General features: G+C 66.5%; 23 protein-coding genes, 1 tRNA gene and 1 pseudogene. 19 read left to right on the top strand and 6 right to left on the bottom strand.

Annotated features, from left to right (window positions below; all coding sequences use genetic code 11):
* Positions 1–8: 8 nt before the first annotated feature.
* The 6 genes and pseudogenes from AC23D4_RS05795 to mnhG all read left to right on the top strand — a co-directional run.
* The gene (locus AC23D4_RS05795; protein ID WP_472889090.1) at positions 9–2,843 is read left to right on the top strand and encodes a monovalent cation/H+ antiporter subunit A; all 2,835 of its coding nucleotides are present in this window, start codon (positions 9–11) and stop codon (positions 2,841–2,843) included.
* Positions 2,840–3,226, top strand: coding sequence for a Na+/H+ antiporter subunit C (locus AC23D4_RS05790; protein WP_472889089.1), 387 nt, complete (start codon positions 2,840–2,842; stop codon positions 3,224–3,226). Before AC23D4_RS05795 ends, AC23D4_RS05790 begins: the two co-directional genes overlap by 4 nt.
* Complete coding sequence (locus tag AC23D4_RS05785; protein WP_472889088.1) at positions 3,226–4,899, top strand: monovalent cation/H+ antiporter subunit D; 1,674 nt, start codon at positions 3,226–3,228, stop codon at positions 4,897–4,899. The genes AC23D4_RS05790 and AC23D4_RS05785 overlap by 1 nt, the downstream gene beginning before the upstream one ends.
* Positions 4,896–5,447: a Na+/H+ antiporter subunit E gene (locus AC23D4_RS05780; protein WP_472889087.1), complete on the top strand. Its 552-nt coding sequence runs from the start codon at positions 4,896–4,898 to the stop codon at positions 5,445–5,447. Before AC23D4_RS05785 ends, AC23D4_RS05780 begins: the two co-directional genes overlap by 4 nt.
* Positions 5,444–5,719 carry a K+/H+ antiporter subunit F gene (locus AC23D4_RS05775; RefSeq protein ID WP_305362505.1) on the top strand — a complete coding sequence of 92 codons (276 nt, stop codon included), beginning with the start codon at positions 5,444–5,446 and terminating at the stop codon, positions 5,717–5,719. The genes AC23D4_RS05780 and AC23D4_RS05775 overlap by 4 nt, the downstream gene beginning before the upstream one ends.
* Positions 5,720–5,738: 19 nt before the next feature.
* Positions 5,739–5,996, top strand: a pseudogene (mnhG, locus tag AC23D4_RS05770) (monovalent cation/H(+) antiporter subunit G); the annotation flags it as partial.
* Here mnhG and AC23D4_RS05765 read toward each other — a convergent pair.
* Positions 5,953–6,696 carry a TetR family transcriptional regulator gene (locus tag AC23D4_RS05765; protein ID WP_472889086.1) on the bottom strand — a complete coding sequence of 248 codons (744 nt, stop codon included), beginning with the start codon at positions 6,694–6,696 and terminating at the stop codon, positions 5,953–5,955. The pseudogene mnhG and the gene AC23D4_RS05765 sit on opposite strands and share 44 nt — an antisense overlap.
* A gap of 178 nt (positions 6,697–6,874) precedes the next feature.
* Between AC23D4_RS05765 and AC23D4_RS05760 the strand changes: the two genes are divergently transcribed.
* From AC23D4_RS05760 to AC23D4_RS05750, 3 genes are all read left to right on the top strand, one after another.
* Positions 6,875–8,143 carry an efflux RND transporter periplasmic adaptor subunit gene (locus tag AC23D4_RS05760; protein WP_472889085.1) on the top strand — a complete coding sequence of 423 codons (1,269 nt, stop codon included), beginning with the start codon at positions 6,875–6,877 and terminating at the stop codon, positions 8,141–8,143.
* A 94-nt stretch (positions 8,144–8,237) separates the two neighbouring features.
* Positions 8,238–11,384, top strand: coding sequence for an efflux RND transporter permease subunit (locus tag AC23D4_RS05755; RefSeq protein ID WP_472889084.1), 3,147 nt, complete (start codon positions 8,238–8,240; stop codon positions 11,382–11,384).
* A gap of 281 nt (positions 11,385–11,665) precedes the next feature.
* On the top strand, positions 11,666–13,054 hold the full coding sequence (locus AC23D4_RS05750; protein ID WP_472889083.1) for an efflux transporter outer membrane subunit: 1,389 nt from the start codon (positions 11,666–11,668) through the stop codon (positions 13,052–13,054).
* Between the two features lie 42 nt (positions 13,055–13,096).
* Here the strand turns inward: AC23D4_RS05750 and AC23D4_RS05745 are convergent, their stop codons facing one another.
* The 4 genes from AC23D4_RS05745 to earP form a co-directional block, all read right to left on the bottom strand.
* Complete coding sequence (locus AC23D4_RS05745; protein ID WP_472889082.1) at positions 13,097–13,969, bottom strand: LOG family protein; 873 nt, start codon at positions 13,967–13,969, stop codon at positions 13,097–13,099.
* Positions 13,970–14,030: 61 nt separating this feature from the next.
* Entirely contained in the window at positions 14,031–14,909 is an 879-nt protein-coding gene (locus AC23D4_RS05740; RefSeq protein ID WP_472889081.1) for an AEC family transporter, read from the bottom strand.
* A 141-nt stretch (positions 14,910–15,050) separates the two neighbouring features.
* A complete protein-coding gene (gene efp, locus AC23D4_RS05735) occupies positions 15,051–15,605 on the bottom strand; it encodes an elongation factor P (RefSeq protein ID WP_077330302.1) in 555 nt (184 codons plus the stop codon).
* Between the two features lie 149 nt (positions 15,606–15,754).
* Positions 15,755–16,879, bottom strand: coding sequence for an elongation factor P maturation arginine rhamnosyltransferase EarP (earP, locus tag AC23D4_RS05730; RefSeq protein WP_472889080.1), 1,125 nt, complete (start codon positions 16,877–16,879; stop codon positions 15,755–15,757).
* A gap of 61 nt (positions 16,880–16,940) precedes the next feature.
* Here earP and AC23D4_RS05725 point away from each other — a divergent pair, with 61 nt between their 5' ends.
* The 5 genes from AC23D4_RS05725 to AC23D4_RS05705 all read left to right on the top strand — a co-directional run bounded on the left by AC23D4_RS05725 (position 16,941) and on the right by AC23D4_RS05705 (position 21,210).
* Positions 16,941–17,165 (top strand): AbrB/MazE/SpoVT family DNA-binding domain-containing protein, encoded by a 225-nt coding sequence (locus AC23D4_RS05725; RefSeq protein WP_472889079.1) that lies wholly within the window; start codon positions 16,941–16,943, stop codon positions 17,163–17,165.
* Positions 17,162–17,557, top strand: coding sequence for a type II toxin-antitoxin system death-on-curing family toxin (locus AC23D4_RS05720; protein ID WP_472889078.1), 396 nt, complete (start codon positions 17,162–17,164; stop codon positions 17,555–17,557). The genes AC23D4_RS05725 and AC23D4_RS05720 overlap by 4 nt, the downstream gene beginning before the upstream one ends.
* Positions 17,558–17,567: 10 nt before the next feature.
* Positions 17,568–19,646, top strand: a complete 2,079-nt coding sequence (gene uvrC / locus AC23D4_RS05715; protein ID WP_472889077.1) for an excinuclease ABC subunit UvrC — start codon at positions 17,568–17,570, stop codon at positions 19,644–19,646.
* Positions 19,647–19,726: 80 nt separating this feature from the next.
* Positions 19,727–20,296, top strand: coding sequence for a CDP-diacylglycerol--glycerol-3-phosphate 3-phosphatidyltransferase (gene pgsA, locus AC23D4_RS05710; RefSeq protein WP_472889076.1), 570 nt, complete (start codon positions 19,727–19,729; stop codon positions 20,294–20,296).
* Positions 20,296–21,210, top strand: coding sequence for a DMT family transporter (locus tag AC23D4_RS05705; protein ID WP_472889075.1), 915 nt, complete (start codon positions 20,296–20,298; stop codon positions 21,208–21,210). The genes pgsA and AC23D4_RS05705 overlap by 1 nt, the downstream gene beginning before the upstream one ends.
* On the opposite strand, the gene AC23D4_RS05700 is transcribed toward AC23D4_RS05705, so the two are convergent.
* Positions 21,167–22,135, bottom strand: coding sequence for a LysR family transcriptional regulator (locus tag AC23D4_RS05700; protein ID WP_472889074.1), 969 nt, complete (start codon positions 22,133–22,135; stop codon positions 21,167–21,169). The two genes, AC23D4_RS05705 and AC23D4_RS05700, sit on opposite strands and share 44 nt — an antisense overlap.
* A 65-nt stretch (positions 22,136–22,200) precedes the next feature.
* Here AC23D4_RS05700 and AC23D4_RS05695 point away from each other — a divergent pair, with 65 nt between their 5' ends.
* The 5 genes from AC23D4_RS05695 (at position 22,201) to AC23D4_RS05675 (ending at position 26,853) form a co-directional block, all read left to right on the top strand.
* Positions 22,201–23,079 (top strand): alpha/beta fold hydrolase, encoded by an 879-nt coding sequence (locus AC23D4_RS05695; RefSeq protein ID WP_472889073.1) that lies wholly within the window; start codon positions 22,201–22,203, stop codon positions 23,077–23,079.
* A 16-nt stretch (positions 23,080–23,095) separates the two neighbouring features.
* Positions 23,096–24,190 (top strand): tartrate dehydrogenase, encoded by a 1,095-nt coding sequence (locus AC23D4_RS05690; RefSeq protein WP_472889072.1) that lies wholly within the window; start codon positions 23,096–23,098, stop codon positions 24,188–24,190.
* Positions 24,191–24,479: 289 nt separating this feature from the next.
* Positions 24,480–24,752, top strand: a complete 273-nt coding sequence (locus tag AC23D4_RS05685; RefSeq protein ID WP_077330314.1) for an HU family DNA-binding protein — start codon at positions 24,480–24,482, stop codon at positions 24,750–24,752.
* Between the two features lie 23 nt (positions 24,753–24,775).
* Positions 24,776–24,851, top strand: a tRNA-Val gene (locus tag AC23D4_RS05680).
* A 91-nt stretch (positions 24,852–24,942) separates the two neighbouring features.
* A complete protein-coding gene (locus tag AC23D4_RS05675; RefSeq protein ID WP_472889071.1) occupies positions 24,943–26,853 on the top strand; it encodes a SurA N-terminal domain-containing protein in 1,911 nt (636 codons plus the stop codon).
* The last annotated feature ends 38 nt before the right edge of the window (positions 26,854–26,891 follow it).

Genomic DNA, 26,891 nt, shown 5'->3' with positions numbered 1-26,891 from the left:
GAAGAGCCGTGCTGTTATTGATCGTGTTGTTGCCACTTTTACTGGGCACCGCAGCCACATTCTGGCTCGGCCCGAGGTCCCGTCTGTTGACCGCCCTGGCGGCCGGCGCGGTCACCGCTGCCAGCCTGGCCGTGCTGCTGAGCCATGCGCCTGCGGTGATGGCGGGCGAGACGGTGCGCAACGTCTGGACCTGGGTGCCCGAGATCGGGCTGAACCTGACGTTCCGGCTGGACGGCCTCTCTCTGCTGTTTGCTGGGCTGATCCTGTTCATCGGCCTGCTGATCGTGCTCTACGCGCACTTCTACCTGAGCCCGAAGGATTCGGCGGGCAAGTTCTTCAGCGAGATGATGCTGTTCATGGCGGCCATGCTGGGTGTGGCGCTGTCGGACAACCTGCTGTTGCTGGTGGTGTTCTGGGAGCTCACCAGCCTGTCGTCTTTCCTGCTGATCGGCTTCTGGAGCCACCGCGCCGATGCGCGGGCTGGAGCGCGCCAGGCGCTGGCCGTGACCGGCGGCGGTGGTCTGGCGATGCTGGGCGGCTTCGTGTTGCTGGGTCAGATCGCGGGCACCTACGAGTTGAGCGAGATGGTGGGCCGTGTGGCCATGATCCAGGCCGATCCGATGTTTGTGCCGGCGCTGCTGCTGATCCTGCTCGGCGCCTTCACCAAGAGCGCGCAATTCCCGTTTCACTTCTGGCTGCCCGACGCCATGGCCGCCCCCACGCCGGTGTCGGCCTACCTGCATTCGGCCACCATGGTGAAGGCGGGCGTGTTCCTGCTGATGCGCATGTACCCGGTGCTGGCGGGTTCGGGCTGGTTCGAGGTGATCGTCACCGTGGCAGGTCTGGCCACGGTGCTGTTCGCGGCCTTCATCGCCCTTTTCAAGCACGACCTCAAGGGACTGCTGGCGTATTCGACCGTGAGCCACCTGGGCCTGATCGTCTTCCTGATCGGGCTGGGTTCACCGCTGGCCGCCGTGGCCGCGGTGTTCCACGTGCTCAACCACGCCACCTTCAAGGCCTCGCTGTTCATGATCGCGGGCATCGTCGACCACGAAACGCATTCGCGCGACATGCGCCAGCTCGGCGGCCTCTACAAGCTCATGCCCTGGACGGCCACGCTCTCGATGGTGGCGGCCGCGTCGATGGCGGGCGTGCCGCTGACCAACGGGTTCCTGTCCAAGGAAATGTTCTTCACCGAAGCGGTGGTGGGCACGGCGGGCATCTGGAGCTGGGTGGTGCCGGCGCTGGTGACGCTGGCGGGCGTGTTCAGCGTGGCCTATTCGCTGCGCTTCGTTCACGACACGTATTTCAACGGGCCGCTGGGCGACGTGCCGAACACGCACCCGCACGAGCCACCACTGGGCATGAAGCTGCCAGCGATGCTGCTGGTGTCGATGTGCATCGTGGTGGGCCTGTTGCCGGCCATCACCTTCGGGCCGCTGGTGCACGTGGCTGCCACGGCCCTGGTGGGCCAGCCGCTGCCCGAGTACCACCTGGCGATCTGGCACGGCTTCAACCTGCCGCTGCTGATGAGCGCGATCGCGCTGGCCGCGGGCATCGGTTTGTACCTGCTGCTGGCACGCGGCAAGCGCATGCACCGCATCGAGTCCGAGGCCTGGTTCGGACCGGCCACCGGGCGGCAGATTTTCGACGGTGTGATTGACGGGTTGTTTTCGCTCGCCGGGCGCATTTCCATCCGCCTGGAGACCGGCTCACTGCAGCGCTACCTGGTCTGGCTGATCGGTGCGGCGGTGGTGGCCGCGGCGACGCAGCTGGTGGGCCAGGGCATCGGTGCCGGCACGCGCGAACTGCTGCCCGCCTCGCCGCTGGCCATCGCCGTGTGGTTGCTGCTGTTCGCCGCTTGTGCGGCGATCGCGCTCACGCACCACCAGCGTTTTCAGGCCGTGGTGCTGGTCGGCGTGGTCGGGCTGGTGACTTCGCTCACCTTCGTGAGCCTCTCGGCGCCCGATCTGGCGCTGACGCAGCTCTCCGTCGAGGTGGTGTCCACCGTGCTGCTGCTGATGGGACTGGCCTTGTTGCCGCAACACTCGCCGCGCGAATCGTCGGCGCTGCGCCGTGCGCGCGATGGCGTGCTGGCGCTGGCCGGCGGCGCGGGCATGGCCTGGGTGGCCTGGGTGCTGCTCACGCGCAACCACGACTCCATCTCCTGGTACTTTCTGGAAAAATCGCTGCCCGTGGGCGGCGGCACCAACGTGGTCAATGTGATCCTGGTGGACTTCCGGGGCTACGACACCTTTGGCGAGATCACCGTGCTGGGCATCGCGGCCATCGGTGTGCTCGCGCTCATGGACGGCATGCGCAGCCGCAGGCCACTGGCCGACCCGCAAGGCCTGGCCTGGACCTTTGCGGCCCAGCCGCTGATGCTGCGCGTGGCGGCTTCGGTGGTGTTGCCGCTGGCGCTGGTGTTCACGCTCTACATCTTCATGCGCGGCCACAACCTGCCCGGTGGGGGGTTCATTGCCGGCCTGATCACCGCGGTGGCGCTGGTGCTGCAGTTCATGGCGCTGGGCCAGGCCAGGGCGGAGGCGATGTTGCGCGCGCAGGCCGGGCGCCGCTTCGTGCGCTGGATCGGCGCCGGCCTGTCCATCGCCGGGCTGACCGGTGCAGGCGCCTTCCTGTGGAGCCGACCTTTCCTCACCAGTGCCCATGGGCATCCGCATGTGCCGCTGCTGGGTGAACTCCCGCTGGCCTCGGCTGCTCTGTTCGATCTCGGGGTCTATCTCACGGTGGTGGGTGCGACCCTGCTGACCATCTCGGTGCTGGGCTCGGTGAGCCGGGAAGGCACACCCACCCACACCGCTTCGGCCGGAGGCCAGTCATGAGCATGGAATTTTTGCTGGCCACGGGCATCGGTTTTGTCACCGCCTGCGCCATCTACCTGATGTTGCGTGGGCGCAGTTTCCCGGTGGTGCTGGGGCTTTCGCTGTTCGGTTACGCGGTCAACGTGTTCATCTTCGTGATGGGTCGGCTGTGGACCAATGCCCAGCCGATCCTCGTGGGCGAAGGGCTGGTGGCCGACCCGCTGCCTCAGGCACTGGTGCTCACGGCCATCGTGATCGGCTTTGCCACCACCGGCTTCGTGATCGAGCTGGCGCTGCGCAACCGCCATGAAAGCGGCAGCGACCACGTGGACGGCCATGAACCTGGACACGCCACGGGCTACCAGCCGGCGGCCCGATCGGCCCGCAACGGGGAGCGCAGCTGATGACGGATGCGATCCTGGCTTTCTGGCTGCAACACGCACCGGTGCTCTCGGTCCTGCTGCCGTCGTTCACCGCGATGGGTCTGCTGCTGCTGGGTGACTTCGGTGGCATGGCGGGACAGGGCGGCGGGCACGGCAGCGCCCGGGTGCGCTGGCGTCGCCGCCTGAGCCTGGCGTCGGTGCTGCTCGGCACGGTGATGGCGGCCGGGCTGGTCTGGCGCGCGGCCAGCGGCGAGCTGCTGGTGTACCAGTTGGGTGAATGGTCGGCGCCGTTCGGCATCGTGCTGGTGCTCGACCGGCTCTCGGCCCTGATGGTGTTTCTGACCTACCTGGTGGCAGCGCCTGTGCTCTGGTACGCCACCGGCGGCTGGGACATGCGCGGACGCCACTTTCACGCCATCTTCCACTTCCAGTTGATGGGTCTGAGCGGCGCGTTCCTGACCGGTGACCTGTTCAACCTGTTCGTGTTTTTTGAAGTGCTGCTGATCGCTTCCTATGTGCTGCTGCTACACGGCCAGGGCCGGGAGCGCATGCGCATGGGTGTGCACTACGTGGTGCTCAACCTCGCGGGTTCGGGCCTGTTCCTGATCGGGCTGGCGATGATCTACGCCGTGACGGGCACGCTGAACATGGCCGATCTGGCCTTGCGCGTGGCACAGCTCACAGGTGACTCGGCACTGATCGCGCGGGCGGCCGCGCTGGTGTTGCTGGTGGTGTTCGGCCTCAAGGCCGCGCTGGTGCCGCTGTACTTCTGGCTGCCCGGCACCTACGCCTCGGCCAGTGCGCCGGTGGCGGCGCTGTTTGCCATCATGACCAAGGTCGGTGTCTACAGCATCATCCGCACGCACTGGGGCATCTTCGGTGTCGAGGCGGGCGAGGCCAGTCTGGCGGCGCAGGCCTGGCTTCTGCCGCTGGCGCTGAGCACCAGCGTGCTCGGTGCGCTGGGTGCACTGGCGGCGCACACCATGGGCCGCATGGTCGCCTACCTCACCGTGTCATCGGTCGGCACCATCCTCGCCGGTGTGGGTCTGTTCACGCCCGAGACGCTGTCGGCTGCGCTGTATTACACGCTGCACAGCACCATCGTGATCGCGGGCCTGTTCCTGCTGGTCGAGCTGGTGGCCGCACAGCGCGGCGAGGCGGGCGACAAGCTGCGCCCGGCGGTGGCCGTGCGCGAACCGGTGCTGCTGGGCATGATGATGCTGTTCGGTGCCGCATCGGCTTCCGGGCTGCCGCCGCTGCCGGGCTTTCTGGGCAAGCTGATGATCCTGCAGAGCGCTTCGGGACTGGCGGCGCAGGCCTGGGTCTGGAGCGTGGTGCTGGTGGTGGGCTTCTTCACCATCGTGGGCCTGGCGCGCGCCGGGGTGATCGTGTTCTGGCACATTCAGCCCGACGGCGAGCTGCCGAGTGTCGCGTCGGGTTCCAGCGCCAAGCTGCTCTCGGCCGCCTGGGCCTTCATGGCCATCACGGTGGCGTTGGCGGTGCTGGCATCGCCGGTCAAGCGCTACACCGATGAGGCGGCCTTGCAACTGGCCGATACCGCCGCCTACGCCGAAGCGGTGCTGGGCTCGCAAGGCGGTGCGCGTGCCAACACAGCGCGGCCTTACGACGGCTCCCGCAACGCCACCCCCGCCCAGCCTGCCGCCGAGTCGGTGCCCGCGAAGGTCCTGCCATGAACCCGAATTCACCCAACGTCAACAACAGCGGCAAGCGCTACCCGTCGACCGGCTGGTTCGCCCACCCGGTGCTGTCGGTGCTGCTGGGGGTGAGCTGGCTCGCGCTCTCGCACAGCCTGGAGCCGGTGCACCTGCTCTCGGCCGTGTTGATCGGGCTGGTCATTCCGCGCCTGCTGCAGCCGTTCCTGACGCAGGCCAGCGTGATCCACTGGCCGACCGCCATCCGCCTGCTGGGCGTGGTGTTGTGGGACATCGTGGTTTCCAACATCGTGGTGGCCAAGCTGGTGCTCGGGCCACTGAACCGCATGCAACCCGGCTGGATTCCGGTTCCGCTGGCCTGCAACCACCACCGCGTCAACGTCCTGTTTGCCAGCATCATCACGACCACACCGGGCACCGTGTCGGCGGTGATCAACGAGGAACAGGGCGTGATTCTGGTGCATGCGCTCAATTGCGACGATCCGGCCGCGATGGCCGCCGACATGAAGAACCGCTACGAAGCGCCGCTGTTGCGCGCCTTCCACCTCCAACCGGGGAGCCAAACATGAATGTGCTCGATATTGCGCTGAACATCGGCATCGGTGCGGTGACACTGGCGGTGTTGTTGTGCGCCGTGCGCCTGACGCGCGGTCCCACCATCACCGACCGCGTGCTCGCGCTGGACACGCTCTACATGAACGCGGTGGCGCTGATCGTGCTGCTGGGTATCCGCTGGAACACGGCGCTGCTGTTTGAAGGCGCGCTGCTGGTGGCCATGCTGGGCTTTGCCTCGACGGTGGGACTGGCGCGCTACCTCAGCCGTGGCGACGTGGTGGAATGAACGGCAAGGAGCCCTGAACATGAACCCCTTCATCGAATGGACCGCGGCCGCCGTGATCGTGATCGCGGCGTTCTTTCTGCTGGTGGGTGCCATCGGCCTGGCGCGCCTGCCCGACTTCTATATGCGCCTGCACGCGCCAACCAAGGCCTCCACGCTGGGCGTGGGCGGTGTGTTGATTGCGTCGATGCTGATCGCAGCAGGGCAGGGGCGCCCGGGTTTCGCCGAGCTGCTGATCACGCTGTTTGTGTTTGTGACGGCGCCCGTCTCGGCGAACCTGCTGGCGCAGGCAGCGCTGCATCTGAAACTGCCGTCCCGCGCGCCGGTGCCGGCCGACGCGGTACCCGAGCGTCAGGCTGACTGAAACCCAGTCCGGTCAGGTAGGTGTTCAACACCTGTCTACCGCAACGCCGGAGGTCGAATGCGTGGGTGTCGAGCAGCCAGTTCTGGATCAGGCCGTCGATCATCACGTGCAGACCCAGGGCTGCGCACTGCAGCGGGACGTCGAGCGTCAGGCCCTGGTGGTCAGCGGCCGAACGCAAGATCTTGGCGGTCTGTTGCACACAGTCGTTGCGGCCCTGGAGGTGGCGGGCGCGCACCGCGTGCATTTCGTCGTTGTATTCCACTTGCAGGGTCGCGATCTCGAACACGCGCCGTGTCTGCTCGTCGGTGGCGGCCTTGTGCAGCGCGTGAGCGATGGCGTCGCGCAGCGGCTGCAGCGGGTTGTCGAGCGCTGAGGCCTTTTTCCCTATGCCTGCCAGGGTTTCTTCCAGCGGTAAAGTGACGCGCTCCATCATCGCGTTGAATAGGTCGGCCTTGTCCTTGAAATGCCAGTAGATGGCGCCTCGGGTGGTGCCGGCGGCCACGGCAATGTCGTTGAGCGAGGTGCGTGAAACACCGCGCTGCTGAAACAGGTGCTCGGCTGCGTCGAGCAGGCTGTGGCGTGTGGCCTCGGCGTCGGCTTTGGTGCGGCGAACCATGTCATGTCTCCTGTCAAATGTCCTCATATGAATACGGGGACTTGTGTCTGTTTGACTATACATACATTCAAGGATGTATGTATACTTCAACCCCTCGCCTTCGTTGGGTATGCCCGCGACGGCCATACCGGCCGCTTCATCAGACGGCTCTCCCGATGTCATGCCTCCAAGGATTCCCATGCCTGCCCAGAGTCCCCAGCCTCCCGTCCTGTTCAACCCCTCGCTGGCGACTCCCGGTCGCTCGGCGTCGTGGGCCCGCCGCCTGTCGGTGATCTCAGTGGCTGTGCTGCTGGTCGCCTGCGGCAAGACTGAGGCGCCCGCCGCGGCGCCGCCGGGTGGCGGCATGCCGGCGCCCGAAGTCGGCGTGGTCACGGTGGCGCCGGGTGACGTGGGCCTGCAGACGGAGTTGCCGGGTCGTCTGGAAGCATCGCGCGTGGCGCAGGTGCGGGCGCGGGCAGCGGGCATTCTGCAGCAGCGGCTGTTCCGCGAAGGCAGCGATGTGAAGGCGGGTCAGGCGCTGTTCCGTATCGATGCGGCGCCTTACCAGGCCACGCTGCAGAGTGCGCGGGCCGGTCTGGCGCGGGCCGAGGCCAACCTCGCACAGGCGTCGGCACTGGCCGCACGCTACAAGCCGCTGGTGGCGGAAAACGCCATCAGCCAGCAGGAATACGCGAACGCCGAAGCCGCCCAGAAGGCGGCCGAGGCCGATGTGGCGGCGGCCAAGGCCACGCTGCAGACCGCGGGCATCAACCTGGGTTATGCCAACGTGACGGCGCCGATTGCCGGCCGCATCGGTCGTGCGCTGGTGACCGAAGGCGCGCTGGTGGGGCAGGGTGAGGCGACTCCGCTGGCCGTGATCCAGCAGGTGGACCCGCTGTTTGTGAACTTCACGCAGTCGGCCTCGGAAGCCATGCGCCTGAAGCGTGCCATGGAAAGCGGGCAACTCAAGGACGCTGGCCAGGGCTCCGCGGCGGTGCGCGTGGTGCTGGAAGATGGCAGCGAATACGCCAGGCCGGGGCGCCTGCTGTTCTCGGACCTCACGGTCGATCCCACCACCGGCCAGGTGACGTTGCGCGCCGAGGTGCCCAACCCGGGTGGCGCGCTGCTGCCAGGCCTGTACGTGCGCGTGCGTCTGGAGCAGGCGACTGCCCGCGACGCCATCACGCTGCCGCAGCAGTCGGTGACGCGTTCGGCCCAGGGCGACACGGTGTCGGTGGTTGGCGCCGACGGCAAGATCGAGAAACGCACGGTGAAGATCGGTGGCCAGCAAGGGGGGCAGTGGGTCGTCCTGGACGGACTGAAGGCCGGCGAGCAGGTCATGGTGGACGGTTTCCAGAAGCTGCAGATGATGCCGCCAGGCACCCCCGTGAAGGCCGTGCCCTGGCAGGCGCGGGGTACGGCCCCTGCCGTTCCGGCTTCGGCACCGGCTCCGGCCGCGTCGAAGTAAGGAGCGCCCCGAATGACACGACCCCCACGTTCACTGTGTTCACTGCCCCCCACGGGGGCTTCAGCCTCCTTGAGGCGGCTCGGCGGAAACTGATATGGCGAAATTCTTCATCGACCGGCCCATCTTTGCGTGGGTGATCGCGCTCTTCATCATGGTGATGGGCGCGGTGTCCATCACGCAGTTGCCGATTGCGCAGTACCCGCCGGTGGCGCCGCCGTCCATCGTCATCAACGCGTCGTATCCCGGCGCCTCGGCCAAGACGCTGGAAGACAGCGTGTTGTCGGTCATCGAGCAGGAGATGAACGGCTCGCCTGGCCTGATCTACATGGAAGCCGTGGCCCAGGCCAACGGCACCGGCAGCATCACGCTGAGCTTCGAGCCGGGCACCAACGCCGATCTGGCACAGGTGGACGTGCAGAACCGGCTTGCGCGCGCCACGCCCCGCCTGCCGTCGGCGGTGACGCAGCAGGGCGTTCGGGTGGACAAATCGCGCAACAACTTCCTGCTGTTCGCGATCCTCTCCAGCGAAGACCCGGCCTGGGATCCGGTGGCGCTGGGCGACTACGCGTCGCGCAGCGTCGTGCCCGAACTGCAGCGCCTGCCCGGTGTGGGCCAGGCCCAGCTGTTCGGCACCGAGCGCGCCATGCGGGTCTGGATCGATCCGGCCAAGCTGCTGGGCTTCAACCTGAGCGCGGCCGACGTGACCAACGCCATCCGCGCTCAGAACGCGCAGGTGTCGGCCGGTGAAATCGGTGCCCTGCCCAACGTGGCGGGCCAGAGCATCTCCGCCACCGTGGTGGTCAACGGCCAGCTCGGCAGCGTGGAGCAGTTCGGCAACATCGTGCTGCGCGCCAGCAGCGACGGTGCCACCGTGCGCCTGAAAGACGTGGCCCGCATCGAGCTCGGTGCCCAGGCCTACGCCACCTCGGCGCGACTGAACGGCAAGCCGTCCACGGGTATTGGTGTGCAACTATCGCCAAGCGGCAACGCCCTGGCCACGGCCGAAGCGGTGCGCACCAAGATGGCGGATCTGGAAAAATTCTTCCCCAAGGGCATGACCTGGGCCATTCCCTACGACAGCTCGCGCTTCGTCAAGATCTCCATCGAACAGGTGGCGGTGACGCTGGCGGAGGCCGTGGCGCTGGTGTTCCTGGTGATGTTCCTGTTCCTGCAGAACTGGCGCTACACGCTGATCCCGACGCTGGTGGTGCCGGTGGCCTTGCTGGGGACCTTCGCCGGACTGATGGCCCTGGGCTTCTCGATCAATGTGCTGACCATGTTCGGCATGGTGCTGGTGATCGGCATCGTGGTGGACGACGCCATCGTGGTGGTGGAGAACGTCGAACGCATCATGAGCGAAGAAGGCCTGCCACCGCTGCAGGCCACGCGCAAGGCCATGGGCCAGATTTCGGGTGCCATCATCGGCGTGACCGTGGTGCTGATATCGGTGTTCGTGCCGTTGGCGTTCTTCAGTGGCTCGGTGGGCAACATCTACCGCCAGTTTGCGGCGGTGATGGGCATGTCCATCGGCTTCTCGGCCTTCATGGCCCTGTCGCTCACGCCGGCCCTCTGCGCCACCCTGCTCAAACCGGTGGAAGCGGGCCACGCGCACGCCAAGACCGGCTTTTTCGGCTGGTTCAACCGCGGCTTCGCGCGCACCGCCAAAGGCTACGAAGGTGGCGTGGCCAAGCTGCTGCCGCGCGCCGGCCGCACGCTGGTGATCTACGCAGCCATCGTGGCGGCGGTGGCGGTGGTCTACCAGCGCCTGCCCACGTCCTTCCTGCCCAACGAAGACCAGGGCACGCTGCTGGTCAACGTGCAATTGCCACCGGGCGCCACGCAGGAGCGCACGCTGGAAGTGATGAAGCAGGTGGAAGGCTTCATGCTTCAGCAGCCGGAAGTGGAGGGCATGGTCGGGGTGCTGGGCTTCAGCTTCTCGGGTCAGGGCCAGAACGCCGCGCTCGCGTTTGTGACGCTCAAGGACTGGTCCGAACGCACCGGCCCGGGCAGTTCTGCGCAGGCTTTGGCCGGCCGTGCCTTCGGTGCCTTTTCGGGCATCCGGGACGCTTTCGTCTTCCCGCTGAGTCCGCCGCCGATTCCCGAACTGGGTGCCTCCTCCGGGTTCAGCTTCCGCTTGCAGGACCGGGCGGGTCTGGGGGGCGAAGCGCTGCTGGCGGCACGCAACCAGATGCTGGGCATGGCCTCGCAGAGCAAAGTGCTCACGCAGGTGCGGCCCGACGGTCTGGAAGATGCGCCGCAGTTGCAGATCGACATCGACCGCGACAAGGCCAATGCACTGGGTGTTGGCTTTGACAGCATCAGTGGCGCCATCGGCACGGCACTCGGTTCCACCTACGCCAACGACTTCCCGAACGCCGGGCGTCTGCAGCGCGTGATGGTGCAGGCCGATGCCACGGCACGCATGCAGCCGGAAGACCTGTTGCGCATCAACGTGATCAACAGCAAAGGCCAGGCGGTGCCGCTGTCGGCCTTCGCCACGACGCACTGGATCACCGGCCCGATGCAGACCGTGCGCTACAACGGCTACCCGTCCATGCGCATCAGTGGCAGCGCTGCGCCCGGTGTGAGCACGGGCCAGGCCATGGCCGAGATGGAGGCGCTGGCCGCCAGGCTGCCGCAAGGCTTCGGCTTCGAGTGGACGGGCCAGTCCCGTGAGGAAAAGCTCGCCGGCTCGCAGGCCATGATCCTCTATGCTTTTGCAATCCTGGCGGTGTTTCTCTGCCTGGCTGCGCTGTACGAGAGCTGGACCATCCCGCTGTCGGTCATTCTGGTGGTGCCACTGGGTGTGCTGGGTGTGCTGCTGGCCACGATGCTGCGAGGTTATTCGAACGACGTGTATTTCCAGGTGGGCCTGATCACCATCATCGGGCTCTCGGCGAAAAACGCGATCTTGATCATCGAGTTCGCGAAAGATCTGCAGGCGCAGGGCAAGGGCGTGATCGAAGCGGCGCTGGCCGCCGCTCACCTGCGCTTCCGGCCCATCATCATGACCTCGCTGGCGTTCACGCTGGGCGTGTTGCCGCTGTTCCTGGCTTCGGGCGCCGGATCGGCCAGCCAGCGCGCGATCGGCACCGGTGTGATCGGCGGCATGCTGACCGGCACCGTGCTGGCGGTGGTGTTCGTGCCGATCTTTTTTGTGGTGGTGCGCACCCTGTTCAAGGGCAGCGATCGCCAGCATCGCCGGGAGGCCGAAGAGGCCGAACACCATGGCGTGCATTGAGATGGAACACCCCCGCCGCGCTTCGCGCGACCCCCTCAAGGGGGCTGAGGGCCGCGGCTCCGAGCCTGCCTGCGCAGGCTTGGACGACCCGAAGAAGCCTCGCCTCTGGCGAGGCTGCGGCCTGCAAGGTGCACTGGCCGTCCGGCGAAGCCGGCGCGGCGGTGCCCTGGGTTGCGCCGTTTCATTCGTTGCGGGTCATAGCCGGTTCTGCGGTGTGTGCTGGCCCGAGTCCCTTCGTTCGCTGCGTCGTGTCTTTCCCGATACGCGCTGGAGCCACTGACATGATTTTTTCTCTCAATTTGCGTCGCAGCGCACTGACCCTGGCGGTTCTGGCGCTGTCCGGCTGCTCCTTCATCCCGACCTACGAGCGGCCGGCCGCGCCGGTTGCCGCAGAGTGGTCCGGCGTGACACCGGTGGCCGCGGCGACGCCGGCTGCCGACATTGCGTGGGCGGACTTCGTGAGCGATGCGCGCCTGCGTGAGCTCATCGGTCTGGCGATCCGGAACAACCGCGACCTGCGCGTGGCCACGCTCAACATCGAGCAGGTGCGTGCCCAGTACCAGATCCGCCGTGCCGACCAGTTCCCCACGCTGAACCTGGCCGCCGCGGGGAACCGCCAGAGCAGCGGCGATGACAGCATCACCAGCCTCTACACGGCGGGTCTCGCCATGAGTGGCTGGGAGATCGATTTCTTTGGCCGCGTGGCGAGCCTGAAGGAAGTGGCCCTGGCCCAGTACCTGGCCAGCGAAGAGGCGCGCAACGCGGCGCAGACCAGCCTGGTCGCCTCGGTGGCCAGCACCTGGCTCAGCCTGCAGGCCAGCGACGAACTGCTGGCGCTGACGCAGCGAACGCTCGCCACGCGCCAGGATTCGCTGCGCCTGACGAAGCTGCGCTTTGACAACGGTGCTACGTCAGCGCTGGACCTGCGCCAGGCCGAGTCGCTGACCGCGGCGGCTGAGTCCGCACTGGCCCAGCAGCAGCGCCAGCGTGCGCAGGACCTCAACGCCCTCACCTTGCTCGTGGGGCAGCCTCTGCCAGCGACGCTCACCGATCCCGCGAGCGACGTGGTCACCGCGCGGTCGCTGTTCCGCGATCTGCCCGCCGGCCTGCCGTCCGAACTGCTCACCCGCCGGGCGGACATCCGCCAGGCCGAGCAGACGCTGATCGCAGCGAACGCCAACATCGGCGCGGCGCGTGCGGCTTTCTTCCCGCGCATCTCGCTCACCGGCAGCGTGGGATCGGCCAGCAGCGAACTCTCGGGTCTGTTCAAGGGCGGCTCCTGGGGTTTCACGCTGGCGCCGCAGGCGCTGCTGCCGATCTTTGACGCGGGTCGCAACCGGGCTGGTCTGGAGTCGGCCAACGCCGCGCGCAGCATTGCCGTGGCGCAGTACGAAAAGGCGATCCAGAGCGCGTTCCGCGAGGTGGCCGATGCACTCGCCGGCCGCGCCACGCTGGGCGAGCAGCTGCGTGCCCAGCAGGTCCAGGCCACGGCCGAGGCCGAGCGCTTCCGCCTGGCGGAGCTGCGCTACCGCAACGGCGTGGCCAGCTTCCTGGATGTGCTGGATGCGCAGCGCTCGCTGTTCAGCACCCAGCAGGCCCTGACGCAGACACGACTGGCCCAGCAGCAGAACCAGGTCGCTCTCTACAAGGCGCTCGGCGGCGGGTACTGACGCCCCCTGCGCCGCTTATGAGCGCTTGGGCCGTCCCAGTGCTCAGACTTGCGGTAAATCGTAGAACTTCACGATGTAGTCCCACGCTGCCTGGGGATCGTCCACGTATTCGAACAGCTTCAGGTCTTCGGCTGCAATCATGCCTTCTTCCACCAGCACCTCCAGGTTGATCAGGCGTTTCCAGTGGGCGCTGCCAAACAGCACGATCGGCACCGGCTTGGCCTTCTTGCACTGCACCAGCGTGATCACCTCGAACAGCTCGTCGAGCGTACCGAAACCGCCGGGGAACGCCACCAGCGCTTTGGCGCGCATCATGAAATGCATCTTGCGCAGCGCGAAGTAGTGGAACTTGAAGCTCAGCTCGGGTGACACATAGGGGTTGCCGGCCTGCTCGTGGGGCAGGGCGATGTTCAGACCGACGTTGAACGCCCCCTCGTCGTGGGCGCCGCGGTTGGCCGCCTCCATGATGCCGGGACCGCCACCGGTGCAGATGAAAAGCTGGTCTTCGCGCGGACAGGCTTTGCTGTAGCGCGCCACGATGCGACCGAACTCGCGGGCCTGTTCGTAGTGCTGGGCGTTGCGCTGCATGGCCCGTGCACGCGCGATCTCATCGGCCTTGCCGCTGGTCTCGGCGCGTGCAAGGTGTTCCTGGGCTATGGCGGGTTCGCGCACGCGCGCACTGCCAAAGACCACGACGGTGTTTTCAATGCCGAGGTCGCGCTGTGCGAGATCGGGCTTGAGCATCTCCAGCTGGAAACGGATGCCGCGCGTTTCGCGGCGCAGCAGGAACTCGGGGTCGGCGAAAGCCAGTCGGTAGGCGTCGGCCTTCAGCGGGCGTCCTTCGTTGGAATGCGACTGCAGTTCGGCCCAGGCGTCGGCCAGGCGGCGTTCGTTCAGGTCTTGGGTGGCTTCCATGCGGGGCTCCTTCGGTTGTTCGTTGAGTGATTGTGTCCTGCAGCCTTGATCGCTCAGGCGCTCAGAGGCCCAGGGCCAGTGCCAGCGGCACGAAGACCACGGCCAGCGCATTGCCCAGCATGATCATGGCGGCCACCTTGTCGGGTTCCTGGTGGTAACGGTCGGCCAGCATGAACTGCATCACGGCCGGTGGCAAGGCCGCAAACAACAACAACTGGCCGCGCGCGGCACCTTCGATGCCCAGCACCCAGGCGAGCGGAATGGCGATGACCAGGCCGATGAGCGGACGGGCCAGCGCACCCAGCAAGCCCAGTGCCAGACCCGCGCGGGTGAGCGAGGTCAGGCGCACGCCGAGCGCAAACAGCATCATGGGCAGCAGGGCGTCCCCGAGCAGCTTGAGACCCGAGAGCAACACGTCGGGCGGGCGCACATCGGTCAGCGCACTCAGAAAGCCCAGCGCGGTGCCGATCATCAGCGGGCTGGTGAGCAGGTCGCGGGTGCGGGCCTGGCTGCTCGTGATGCGCGCACCGAGGGAAAAGTGGAACAGGTTGCTGACCGAGAAAAGCGCCACCGCGGCGCCGAAGTTCGCCGGGCCAAACGCCAGCAGGGCCAGCGGCAGGCCCATGTTGCCGCAGTTGTTGAACATCACCACCGGCACCAAGGTGCGCGGCTGGGCACCAAACGCGCGGGCCAGCGGCCAGGCCAGCAGGCCGCCACCCAGGATCAGCACCGTGCCACCGATCAGCAGCGGCACATGGTCGGCGAGGTGAAAGTCCTTGGCCGCGAGCGCCGAATACACCAGCACGGGCGCCAGCACGTCCAGCGCAATGCGGTTGAACACCGTCAGGTCGGGCGGTTGGCGGCGCGCGTAACCGTAGCCGATGGCCACGATCAGGAACACCGGGATGATGACGTCGGCGATGCGGGCGATGAGGTCCATGTGGGCCTTGATGAAAGCGAAAAGGCTCCCGCAGGAGCCTTTTCAATGAACCGGGGTTTCGGCGCCGGGCCGCCCCAAGCCGAAACGCGCCCCCTCGGGGGCAGCGACCCGCTCAGCGGCGGAGCGTGGGGGCTCAAATCCTCAGACGCGCTTGCGGTATTCGCCGGTGCGGGTGTCGATCTCGATCTTGTCGTCTTGCGCCACGAACAACGGCACGGCGACTTCAAAGCCGGTCGCGATCTTGGCGGGCTTGAGCACCTTGCCGGACGTGTCACCCTTGACGGCGGGCTCGGTCCAGGTGATCACGCGCTCGACGCTGGTCGGCAGTTCGACCGAAATGGCCTTGCCGTCGTAGAACACCACTTCAACGGTCATGCCGTCTTCGAGGTAGTTCAGGGCGTCGCCCATGTTTTCGGCTTCGACTTCGTACTGGTTGTATTCGCTGTCCATGCAGACGTACATGGGGTCGGCGAAGTAGGAGTAGGTGCACTCCTTCTTGTCCAGAATGATCTGGTCCATCTTGTCGTCGGCGCGGCAGACCACTTCGGTGGCCATGTTGTTCAGCAGGGCCTTGAGTTTCAGGCGCACGGTGGCTGCACCGCGGCCGCCACGGGCGTATTCGGTTTTCAGGACGATCATCGGGTCCTTGCCGTGCATGATGACGTTGCCGGCGCGGAGTTCTTGAGCGATTTTCATAAGGTTTCCAACAGTTGGGCCGCGTGTTCCGTGCATGGGTGCAAACCCGGGAACTGTGCTGATAGGGGCGATCTGTGCGGCTAAGCAGATGGCGCTCAGGAAACGGCCGCCGGGGTCTGGTGGTCCAGTTTTCTGCAAAGCCTTGAATTTTATCGCTTTTCGGCAATGAAATCGAGCAACTGGCTGACCAGGTCGGGTTGGGCCAGCAGGCGCTCGCGTGCGGCCAGCAGACAGGGGCGCCAGCTGGCCACCACGCTCCAGCCTGGCCAGACGCGTTGGGCGCTGGTCATGCCGTTCCAGAGGCGGTGAAACGCGCGCAACGAATCGGGCGCCTGCAGCCAGTCCAGAAAGGCTTCCAGCTTGGCGTGGTGTGCGTTGTCGTGCTGCGGGTAGATGTGCCACACCAGCGGTCGTCCGGCCCACAGCGCGCGCACCAGCGAGTCTTCGCCGCGCACGAAATTGAGGTCACAGGCCCAGAGCAGGTGGTCGTAGTCGCGCTGGGTCAGGCGCGCCAGGCGGTGCAGGGTGGCTTGCCCTGTGCGCAGGCCTTGTGCCTCGGCCGCGTCCACGGCCTCGGCCGCGCGCCCGGCGGTGACCAGCCAGTCGCTGGCGCCGTCTTGCCCAGCCTGTTGCAGCAGCGCGGGCAGGGCGGTGGGCTCGTAGCAGAAAAGGCTGGCGCGTGGCTGGTTGCTGTGGGGCAGGTCGTGCGCAGCGAGCCATGCGCCGGCGTTGAAGGTGGCTTGCCGCTCGGGCAGGTCTTGCTCCCGCAGCAGGCCGCCGGTGGCGGCGGTGAAACCGGGGTAGAAAAACCACTTGCCCACGCCGCGCAGCGGCCCGTCAGACACCAGCGAGGGCAGCCGGTGCGAGCGCTCCACGTAGGGTTCGGCACTCAGGTATTCGAGGTTGATCCACACCGGCGCCGCTGCGCCAGCGGCGATGGCAGCCGCCCGGTGTTCCAGGGCTTCGGGCGGCGGGCGGCAGCCGAAGGTTTCGATCCAGACGTCGGCCGGCGTCAGCCCGTCCAGCAGGCCCGGCGCCAGCGGCTCGGTCCACGGCAGCACCCGCACGCCCTCGATGCGGCCTTCCAGCGCACCGGGGACCATCCAGCGCAGATCCTCCGGCGCGTCAATCCACAGCCGCACGGTGTGCCCCCGGGCGGCCAGGCCGGCGCAGAAGCGCCAGCAGACGCCGATGTCGCCGAGGTTGTCGATGACCTGGCAGAACACGTCCCAGGTCAGTGGGTGGTCGCGGTGCGGTACGGTGGTGGCGGGCATGCGTTGCGGGGCAGGAGTGGGCGCGTTAATATAACAACCGTTAAAACATCGGGGGTTCGCCATGACCACACTCAAACTCACCCAGATCGGCAATTCCGTGGGCCTGATCCTTCCCAAGGAGCTGTTGGCGCGGCTCAAGCTGGAGAAGGGCGACACGGTGTTTGTCACCGAGTCGGCCCATGGCGTCAACCTCTCGCCGTACAACCCGTCGCTCGACGAAGAGCTGGCGCTGGGACGCGAGTTCATGCACGACTACCGGGACACCTTTCACCAACTGGCCAAATGAGCGGGCGCTGGCGTTTCATCAGCCGCAAGGCGCTGGAGCTGTTGCACGACGAGAGTCTGGCCGAACACGGTGGCCGTCCTGGCTTGCGCGATGAAGGGTTGCTGGAGTCAGCGCTGGCGCGTCCTCACCAACTGCTGGCCTATGGCGAGCCTGACCTGGCGGCGCTGGCGGCGGCCTACGGATTCGGTATGGCCCGCAATCATCCTTTTGTCGATGGCAACAAGCGGGCGGCCTTTCTGGCCACGGGTTTGTTCCTCGCGCTCAACGGGCAGCGCCTGGTCACCACACAGGCCGAGGCCACGCTGACCATACTCGCCCTGGCCGCCGGCGACCTGCCCGAAGACGCCTTTGCCCAATGGTTGCGCGAACGCCTGCAGCCGCGCCCGAACTGAACCCCGCCGCATGACCAAAGATACCTCGCCCACCGCGCCTGACGCGGCGCCGGGCGGCACCCCGTCCCCGCACAGCGAACAACTGCTCAGCGAAGTCGCTGCCCTGCCGGGCCTGCCTGGCGTCTACCGCTATTTCGATGCCCAGGGCCAGCTGCTCTACGTGGGCAAGGCGCGCAACCTGAAGAAGCGCGTCAGCAGCTATTTCCAGAAGACCCACGGCGGCACGCGCATCGGCCACATGGTGGGCAAGATCGTGCGCATGGAGACCACGGTGGTGCGCTCCGAGGCCGAGGCGCTGCTGCTGGAAAACAACCTCATCAAGACACTGGCGCCGAAGTTCAACATCCTGTTCCGGGACGACAAGAGCTACCCGTACCTCAAGATCACCGGCACGCGCGAAACCTTCCGCACCGCGGGCGCCAGACCCGTGCCTTCGATCGCTTTCCCGCGCATGGCCTACTACCGCGGTGTGGTGGACAAGCGCCACAGCTACTACGGCCCATACCCCAGCGCCTGGGCGGTGAAGGAGTCGATCACGCTGCTGCAGAAGGTGTTCCGGCTGCGCACCTGCGAAGACACCGTGTTCGCCAACCGCACGCGGCCCTGCCTGCTGTACCAGATCAAGCGCTGCAGCGGGCCCTGCGTGGACCTGGTGGACAGTGAGGCCTACGGCCGCGACGTGGCCGCGGCGGAGCGTTTCCTGCGCGGGGAAACCCAGGCCGTGCTGGACGAGCTGGAGGCGCGCATGATGGCGCACGCCGAAAAGCTCGAATTCGAGCAGGCGGCCGAGATCCGCAACCAGATGGGCGCGCTGTCCAAGGTGCTGCACCAGCAGGCGGTGGACAACGTGTCCGACAAGGACGTGGACGTGCTCGCGGTGAAAGTGCAGGGCGGGCGCGCCTGCGTGAACCTGGCCATGATCCGCGGCGGCCGCCACCTCGGCGACCGGCCGTATTTCCCGGCCCACGTGGAAGACGCCACCCAGATCGACAGCCTGATGGCGGAAGAGGGCAGTCACAACGCCGACCCGGTCGAACGCGTGGCGGTGCAGGTGCTCGAAGCCTTCATCGCCCAGCACTACCTGGGCATTGCGATGCCGCACACCCTGGTGACCAGCCACGCGGTGGGCAAGCCGCTGCTGGACGCGCTGACCGAGCAGATCGGCGCCAAGATCAACGCCGTGCACCAGCCGCGCGAGCACCGCCGCATCTGGCTGGAGATGGCGCAGAAGAACGCCGACATCGCGCTCGCTCGCCTGCTCGCCGAAGAGGGCTCGCAGCAGGCCCGCACGCGCGCGCTGGCCGAAGCGCTGGCGCTGCCGGACGACAACCTGGACGAGCTGCGCATCGAGTGTTTCGACATCTCGCACACGGCGGGTGAATCCACCCAGGCGTCCTGCGTGGTGTTCGAGGGCCACAAGATGCAGAACGCGCAGTACCGCCGCTACAACATCGACGGCATCACGCCCGGCGACGACTACGCCGCCATGCGGCAGGTGCTGCTGCGCCGCTACGGCAAGATCGCCGAGGCGCTGCGTGCGGAATCCGGAGAAACGGCTGTGCCCGCCGAGACGACGGACGCTTCAGAACCCGCAGCCGAAGGCGCCACCGACGCCACCTCCTGCCTGCCCACCGGGCCGCGTTTGCCCGATCTGGTGCTGATTGATGGCGGCAAGGGCCAGGTCAGCATGGCGCGCGAAGTGTTCCAGCAGCTCGGCCTGGACCTCTCGCTCATCGTCGGTGTGGAAAAAGGCGAAGGTCGCAAGGTGGGACTCGAAGAGCTGGTGTTTGCCGATGGCCGCGAAAAGGTCTACCTGGGCCACGATTCGGCGGCGCTGATGCTGGTCGCCCAGATCCGCGACGAAGCGCACCGTTTCGCCATCACCGGCATGCGCGCCCAGCGCGCCAAGGTGCGCACCGGCGGCAGCCGGCTCGAAGATATCCCGGGCGTCGGGCCGAAGAAGCGGGCGCGCCTGCTGCAACGCTTTGGCGGTGTGCGCGGCGTGGCCTCGGCCAGTGTGGACGACCTCTGCACGGTCGAAGGCATTTCCACCGAACTGGCCGATGCCATCTACCGGGCATTGCACTGAACCGGGTGGCGGAGATGGCCTGCCAGGCGGCAAAACCCCCGTGACGATTCGCGCGCGTGGCGCTCCGCCATAATCGCGCCATGTTTTTCAACCTCCCCACCCTGCTGACCTGGGCGCGCATCGTCGCCATCCCGCTGATCATCGGGGTGTTCTACCTGGAAGGCATGAGTGCGAAAGAGCAGAACCTGATCGCGACGGTGCTGTTTGTGGTGTTTGCCGCGACCGACTGGGCCGACGGCTACCTGGCCCGCCGGCTGAACCAGACCTCGGCCTTCGGCGCCTTCCTGGACCCGGTGGCGGACAAATTTCTCATCTGCGCCAGTCTCCTGGTGCTGGTGCATCTGGAGCGGGCCGATGTGTTCGTGGCGCTCATCATCATCGGCCGCGAGATCGCCATTTCCTCGCTGCGTGAGTGGATGGCCATCATCGGCGCGACCAAGAGCGTGGCGGTGCACATGGTCGGCAAGCTCAAGACCGCGGTGCAGATGACGGCGATTCCTTTCCTGCTGTTCAACGGCAATCTCTTTGGCGTGATCGACACCCACGTATGGGGCACCTGGCTGATCTGGATCTCGGCGGTCCTGACCGTCTGGTCCATGGTGTATTACTTGCAGAAGGCGCTGCCCGAGATACGGGCCCGCTCGCGCTGATGCCCGAGTCCAGCCGCGACAACGCATGGCTGCGCGCCATGCCCTGGGTCTTCGTGCTGATCTGGAGCACGGGCTTCATCGTTGCGCGCTACGGCATGCCGCACGCGCCACCGATGAAATTTCTCGCGGTGCGTTACGCGCTCTCCATCCTCTGCTTTCTGCCCTGGATCGTGCTCGCCGGCGTGAAGTGGCCGAGCAATCGCAAACAGGCCTTGCATCTCGCTGTCACGGGCATCCTGATGCATGCGGGCTACCTCGGCGGTGTCTGGGCGGCGGTCAAGGCGGGCATGGGTTCGGGGCTGTCCTCGCTCATCGTCGGCATCCAGCCCGTGCTCACTGCCATCTGGCTCACCAGCGTGGGAGGGCATCACGTGTCGCGCCGCCAGTGGGTCGGCCTGCTGCTGGGCTTTGCCGGTCTGGTGCTGGTGGTCTCGCGCAAGTTCGGTGCCGGTGGCCCGGGCGACCAGGCCAACTGGATCAACCTCTCGTTTGCGTTGATGGCCTTGTTGTCCATCACCGTCGGCACGCTGTACCAGAAGCGCTTCGTGCAGCCCTGCGACGTGCGCAGTGCCAACACGGTACAGCTGGTCGCCGCGTTGCTGGTCACGCTGCCGCTGACCTTGATGGAGTCGGAATCCATGCACTGGACCCAGGCCGACGGCGCGCTCAACGCCGAGCTGGTGGGCGCCATGGCCTGGTCGGTGCTGGGGCTCACGCTGGGCGGCAGCTCGCTGCTCTACATGCTGATCCAGCGTGGCGCGGCGGCCTCGGTCACCAGCCTCATGTACCTCGTGCCGCCCAGCACTGCGCTGATCGCCTGGCTGCTGTTTGCCGAGCCCATCACGGCGGTGACCCTCGCCGGCACCGCGCTCACCGCTTTCGGCGTGAGCCTGGTGGTGCGGCCGGCGCGCTGAGGCGCCGCCACGGTTCGTCCTGGAAGCGCTCAGCGAGGAAATCCAGCAGCAGACGGATGCGCCGAGGCACCTGAGACCGGAAGGGCGCGAGCCAGTGGACGTCGGCGTCGGGCATGGCGTAGGCCGGCAGCACCCGCACCAGATCGCCGCTGGCCATCTGCGGTGCGATGTCCCACAGGCTGCGCAACATGATGCCGTGGCCAGCCAGGCACCAGTCGCGCACCATTTCGCCCGAGTTGCTGGAGAGTGGTCCGCGCACCGGTGTGTGCTGCACCTCGGGCTCTCCCTCGCGCTGCAGCCGCCAGTGGTCGAAGCGCTGTCCTGGTCCGCCGCCGTTTTCGCGCACCACGAGGCAGGCATGGGCAGCCAGTTCCTGCAGCGAGCGGGGTTCCCCGTGGGCTTGCAGGTACGCGGGTGCCGCCACCAGCACCCGCTGGTTGGGTGCGAGCCGGCGCGAGACCCATTCGCTGGCGCGTTGTGCCGGCGCGTTCCAGAGCCAGATGGCGCCGTCAAACCCCTCCACCGCCAGATCGGGCAACTGCTCGGTCAGCTGCAGCTGGATGTGCACCGCCGGGTGCCGTGCCTGGAAATCCGCCAGCGCCGGCCCCAGCCAGAGGCGGCCGAAACCGAAGGTGGCGGCGAGGCGGATCGGGCCTGACGGTTCGGTCTGGCGCTCGCGCAGTTCGGCCTCAAGCACATCAAAAGCGCGCAGCAACTCACCCGCGCGTTCACACAAGGTCTCGCCTTCGGCCGTGGGGCTGACGCGGCGGGTGGTGCGCTGGAACAGGCGCAGGCCGAGCCGGGACTCCAGCGCGGCCAGGCGTTTGGTCACGGCCGAAGGAGCCACCTTCAGTGCGCGCGCGGCCATCACCAGGCTGCCGTGCTGGCGCACAGCGAGCACGAGTTCAAGATCGGGGCGGTCCAATTGTTTCCTTTTGAGAACGAATCAATTGCAGAATTATTGCTGAAATGCGGATTAAGCTTGCGGCCATGTTCAAAGGTTTTCAGTCCCGCACCGTGCTCCGCGAAGGCGTGCCACTGAACTCGCGCGTGGCGGGCGAGGGGCCGCCGCTGCTCTTGCTGCACGGTCATCCGCAGACGCTGGCCATGTGGCACCGGGTGGCGCCCGCGCTGGCCGGGTGCTTCACCGTGGTGCTGATGGACCTGCGCGGTTACGGCGACTCGGCGCGCCCCGCAACGGATGCGGATCATCGTGCGCACAGCAAACGCGAGATGGCGCTCGATGCGCTGGCCGTGATGGCACAGCACGGCTTTGACCACTTTGGCGTGCTGGCCCACGACCGCGGCGCGCGCGTGGCCCACCGGCTGGCGGCCGACCACCCGCAGGCGGTGCAGCGGCTGATGCTGCTCGACATCGCGCCCACGCTGGCCATGTACGGGCAGACCTCCGAAGACTTCGCGCGCGCTTATTGGCACTGGTTCTTCCTGATCCAGCCGCCGCCCCTGCCGGAGGCGCTGATAGCGTCCGACCCCGTGCGTTACGTGCGCAGCGTGATGGGCAGCCGGCACGCGGGGCTCGCCCCGTTCGATCCCGCCGCACTGGCCGAGTACGAACGCTGCGCTGCGTTGCCCGGTACGGCGACCTCGATCTGCGAGGACTACCGTGCCAGTGCGGGCATCGACCTGGAACACGACCGCGCGGACGTGGTCGCAGGCCATCGCCTGATGCAGCCCCTGCGCGTGTTCTGGGGCGAATACGGCACGGTGGGGCGCTGCTTCGACGTGCTGTCACTCTGGCGCGAGCGCGCCCATCAGGTCACCGGTCAGGCCCTGCCGTGCGGCCACTACATCGCCGAGGAACTGCCCGAGCGGGTGATCGCCGAGGCAGTCCCCTTCTTCACCCCTTGATCCACAGGAGCATCCCATGAGCAAAACGCACCGCATCGCGGTCATCGCCGGCGACGGCATCGGCACCGAAGTCATGCCCGAAGGCCTTCGCGTGATGGAGGCTGCGGCCACGAAGTTCAACATCCCGCTGCGGTTCGACCACTTCGATTTTTCGAGCTGCGACTACCACGAGAAGCACGGCCAGATGCTGCCCGACGACTGGAAGGAACAGATCGGCGGCCACGACGCCATCTACTTCGGCGCCGTCGGCTGGCCCGACAAGGTGCCCGACCACGTGTCGCTCTGGGGCTCGCTGCTGCTGTTCCGCCGTGAATTTGACCAGTACGTCAACATCCGCCCCGCCAAACTCATGCCCGGCGTGACCGCACCGGTGGTGCGCCGCGATGGCAGCCCGCGCCAGCCCGGCGAGATCGACATGGTGATCGTGCGCGAGAACACCGAGGGCGAATACTCCAGCATCGGCGGGCGCATGTACCCGGGCACCGAACGCGAGATCGTGGTGCAGGAAACCGTGATGTCGCGCATCGGCGTGGACCGTGTGCTGCGCCACGCGTTTGAAGTCGCGCGCTCGCGTCCCAAAAAGCACCTGACCAGCGCCACCAAGAGCAACGGCATTGCGATCACCATGCCGTACTGGGACGAGCGCGTGGCCGAGATGGCCAAGCAGTACCCGGACGTGACGGTGGACAAGTTCCACATCGACATCCTCACCGCGCACTTCGTGCAGCGCCCGGACTTCTTCGACGTGGTGGTGGGCAGCAACCTGTTCGGCGACATCCTGAGCGATCTCGGTCCGGCTTGCACAGGCACCATCGGCATCGCGCCCAGCGCCAACCTCAATCCGACGCGCCAGCACCCTTCGCTGTTCGAACCGGTGCACGGCTCCGCCCCCGACATTGCGGGCAAAGGCATCGCGAACCCGATCGGTCAGATCTGGTGCGGCGCGATGATGCTCGACCACCTGGGCTACCGCGCCGCGCACGACGCGGTGATGGGTGCCATTGAAGCGGTGTTGCAGCCGGGCATCGGCGCACCGCGCACGCCCGATCTGGGGGGCAGCGCCAGCACACAGGACGTGGGTCGGGCGATCGAAAACGCTCTCCGCCGTTGAAACGGTGCCGTGACCTTTCGGGCAGGCGTGCAAAATTTCACGAACCCTTCAATCACACTTTGACAATGCGCATAGAATCTGCGCTCTCGTTCAGAGGGCATTCGCCTGTGTTGGCTGGAGTGTTGACAGGGAACTTGACCCGTGGGTCTAATCAACGGGCACCAGTCTGGCCACGTTGCCCGGCCAATGCGAACATGAGCGATCCGGACAGTGCGTTGTCAGACAGGCTTCTGTGCAGGGCGGCTGAACGGTCCACAAGAAATTTCAATCACTTCAAGAGGGGCTATTTGTGAACAAAACAGAACTCGTCGAACACATCGCCAAGCATGCCGACATTTCCAAGGCGGCCGCCACGCGAGCACTGGACTCCACCATCACAGCCATCCGCACCACCCTGAAAAAGGGCGGTACCGTTTCCCTGGTCGGTTTCGGTTCGTTTGCCGTGACCAAGCGCCCCGCACGCAAGGGCCGCAACCCGCGCACCGGCGAAGAGATTAAAATCAAGGCCGCCAAGGTGCCGAAGTTCCGTCCGGGCAAGGCATTGAAGGATGCGCTGAACTGAAGCGCCATCCCGGTTTTCCGGTGGGGTGCTTAGCTCAGTCGGTAGAGCGGCGCCCTTACAAGGCGTAGGTCGGCGGTTCGACCCCGTCAGCACCCACCACCATCGAAAAGGCGAACCCGGGTTCGCCTTTTTTGTTGCCGGCGCAGGCAGAACAGATCTGGCGCCGTTTGTTGTTTCAGGAATTCAAGGCATGTTCGAATCCATCCGCAATCACAAGAAGTACCTCATGGGCTTTTTGCTGATCCTGATCGTTCCCGGGTTCGTCCTGTTCGGTGTCCAGGGCTTTTCAGATCCCAGCCCGGGCGGCGAGACTGTCGCTTCGGTCGACGGCAAGGACATCACCCAGGCTGAATGGGACCAGGCTCACCGTGTGGAGTCGCAGCGCCTGCGCGATGCCAATCCGACCCTCGACAGCCGGCTGCTGGACACCGACGAGTTCCGTTACGCCGCGCTGGAGCGCCTCGTGCGTGACCGGCTGCTGACGGCGGCTGCCGAAAAATTCAAGCTCTACACCAGCGACCAGCACCTGGCGCGCGCGCTGCAGCAAGACCCGGGCATTGCCGCCCTGCGCCGTGCTGACGGCACGCTCGATGTCGAGGCCTACAAGCAGCTGGTGGGTCGCCAGGGCATGACGCCCGAGATGTACGAGGCCAGCGTGCGCGCCGATCTGTCGAAACAGCAGGTGGGGCAGGGCGTGACGGGTTCCGGTTTCGTTCCGGCCGATCTGGCCCATCTGACGCTCAACGCTTTCTTCGAACGTCGCGAAGTGCGCGTGCAGCGCTTTGCCGCCGCCGACCAGGCCAGCCGCGTGCAGCCCGCCGATGCCGACATCGAGCGCTTCTATCAGGAGAACCCGGCCTTGTTCCAGGCGCCCGAGCAGGCGGACGTTGAATACCTGGTGCTCGATGCAGCAGCCCTGCAACAGTCGGTGGCCCTCAACGAGGCCGATGTGCGTTCGTACTACGAGCAGAATGTGTCCCGCCTGTCGGGCAATGAGGAGCGCCGTGCCAGCCACATCCTCCTGACCGTGCCCGCGAACGCGCCTGCGGAAGAAAAGGACAAAGTGCGCCAGCGCGCTCAGGCCCTGCTCGAACAGGTCCGCAAGGCCCCGCAAACCTTTGCAGACGTGGCCAAGGCCGAGTCGAAAGATCCAGGCTCTGCGGCCAATGGCGGCGACCTGGACTACTTCGGGCGCGGCGCCATGGTCAAGCCCTTTGAAGATGCGGTGTTTGCACTGGAGAAAGGCACGATCTCCGACGTGGTCGAGACCGACTTCGGTTTCCACATCATCCAGCTGACCGACATCAAGGCGCCCAAGCCACGCAGCTTCGACGAGATGCGCGCGCAGATCGAAACCGATCTCAAACAGCAACAGGCGCAAAAGCTGTTTGCCGAAACTGCTGACACGTTTGGCAACCTGGTTTACGAGCAGGCCGACAGCCTGCAGCCCACGGCCGAGCGCCTGAAGCTGGAGGTGAAGACCTTCAAGGGACTGACGCGCCAGCCCGGTGCGGACGCCGGCGTGTTGGCCCATCCGCGGTTGCTCGAAGCCATCTTCGCTCCCGACGCGGTGCAGAACAAGCGCAACACCGAAGCGGTGGAAACCGGCTCCGGTCAGCTGGCGGCAGCACGCGTGGTGAAGCACACCCCGGCCCGCACCAGGCCGCTGGCCGAAGTGCGCGACAGCGTGCGCGCGCGGTTGGTGGCCCAGCGCGCCGCCGAACTCGCCAGTGAGGAAGGCGCCAAGCAACTGGCCGCCTGGAAATCGGGCGCGAATGCCTCGGGCATGCCGGCTTCGGTGGTCATATCGCGCGAAGATCCCAAAGGTCTGCCGGCTGCGCTGCTCAAGGCAGCCCTGAGCACCGATCCGGCGCAATTGCCCGCCTGGGCGGGTGTGAGCCTGGGTGACCAGGGCTACGCGGTGGTGAAGGTCGAAAAGGTCCTGCCCCGTGCCAAACGCGATGCGGCGGTACCAGAGCAGGAGGTGGCGCAATACAACCAGTGGTGGACCGCCGCCGAGAGCCAGGCTTACTACGAGATGCTCAAGGAGCAGTTCCGCGTCAAGCTCATGGTGCCCGCGCCCGCACCACCGCAACGCTGAAGCTTCTTGTCGATCGCGTAAACTGTTCAGGAACGCGC

Source organism: Hydrogenophaga sp. L76 (genome assembly GCF_057654755.1).
This window is presented reverse-complemented; position numbering and strand designations above follow the sequence as displayed.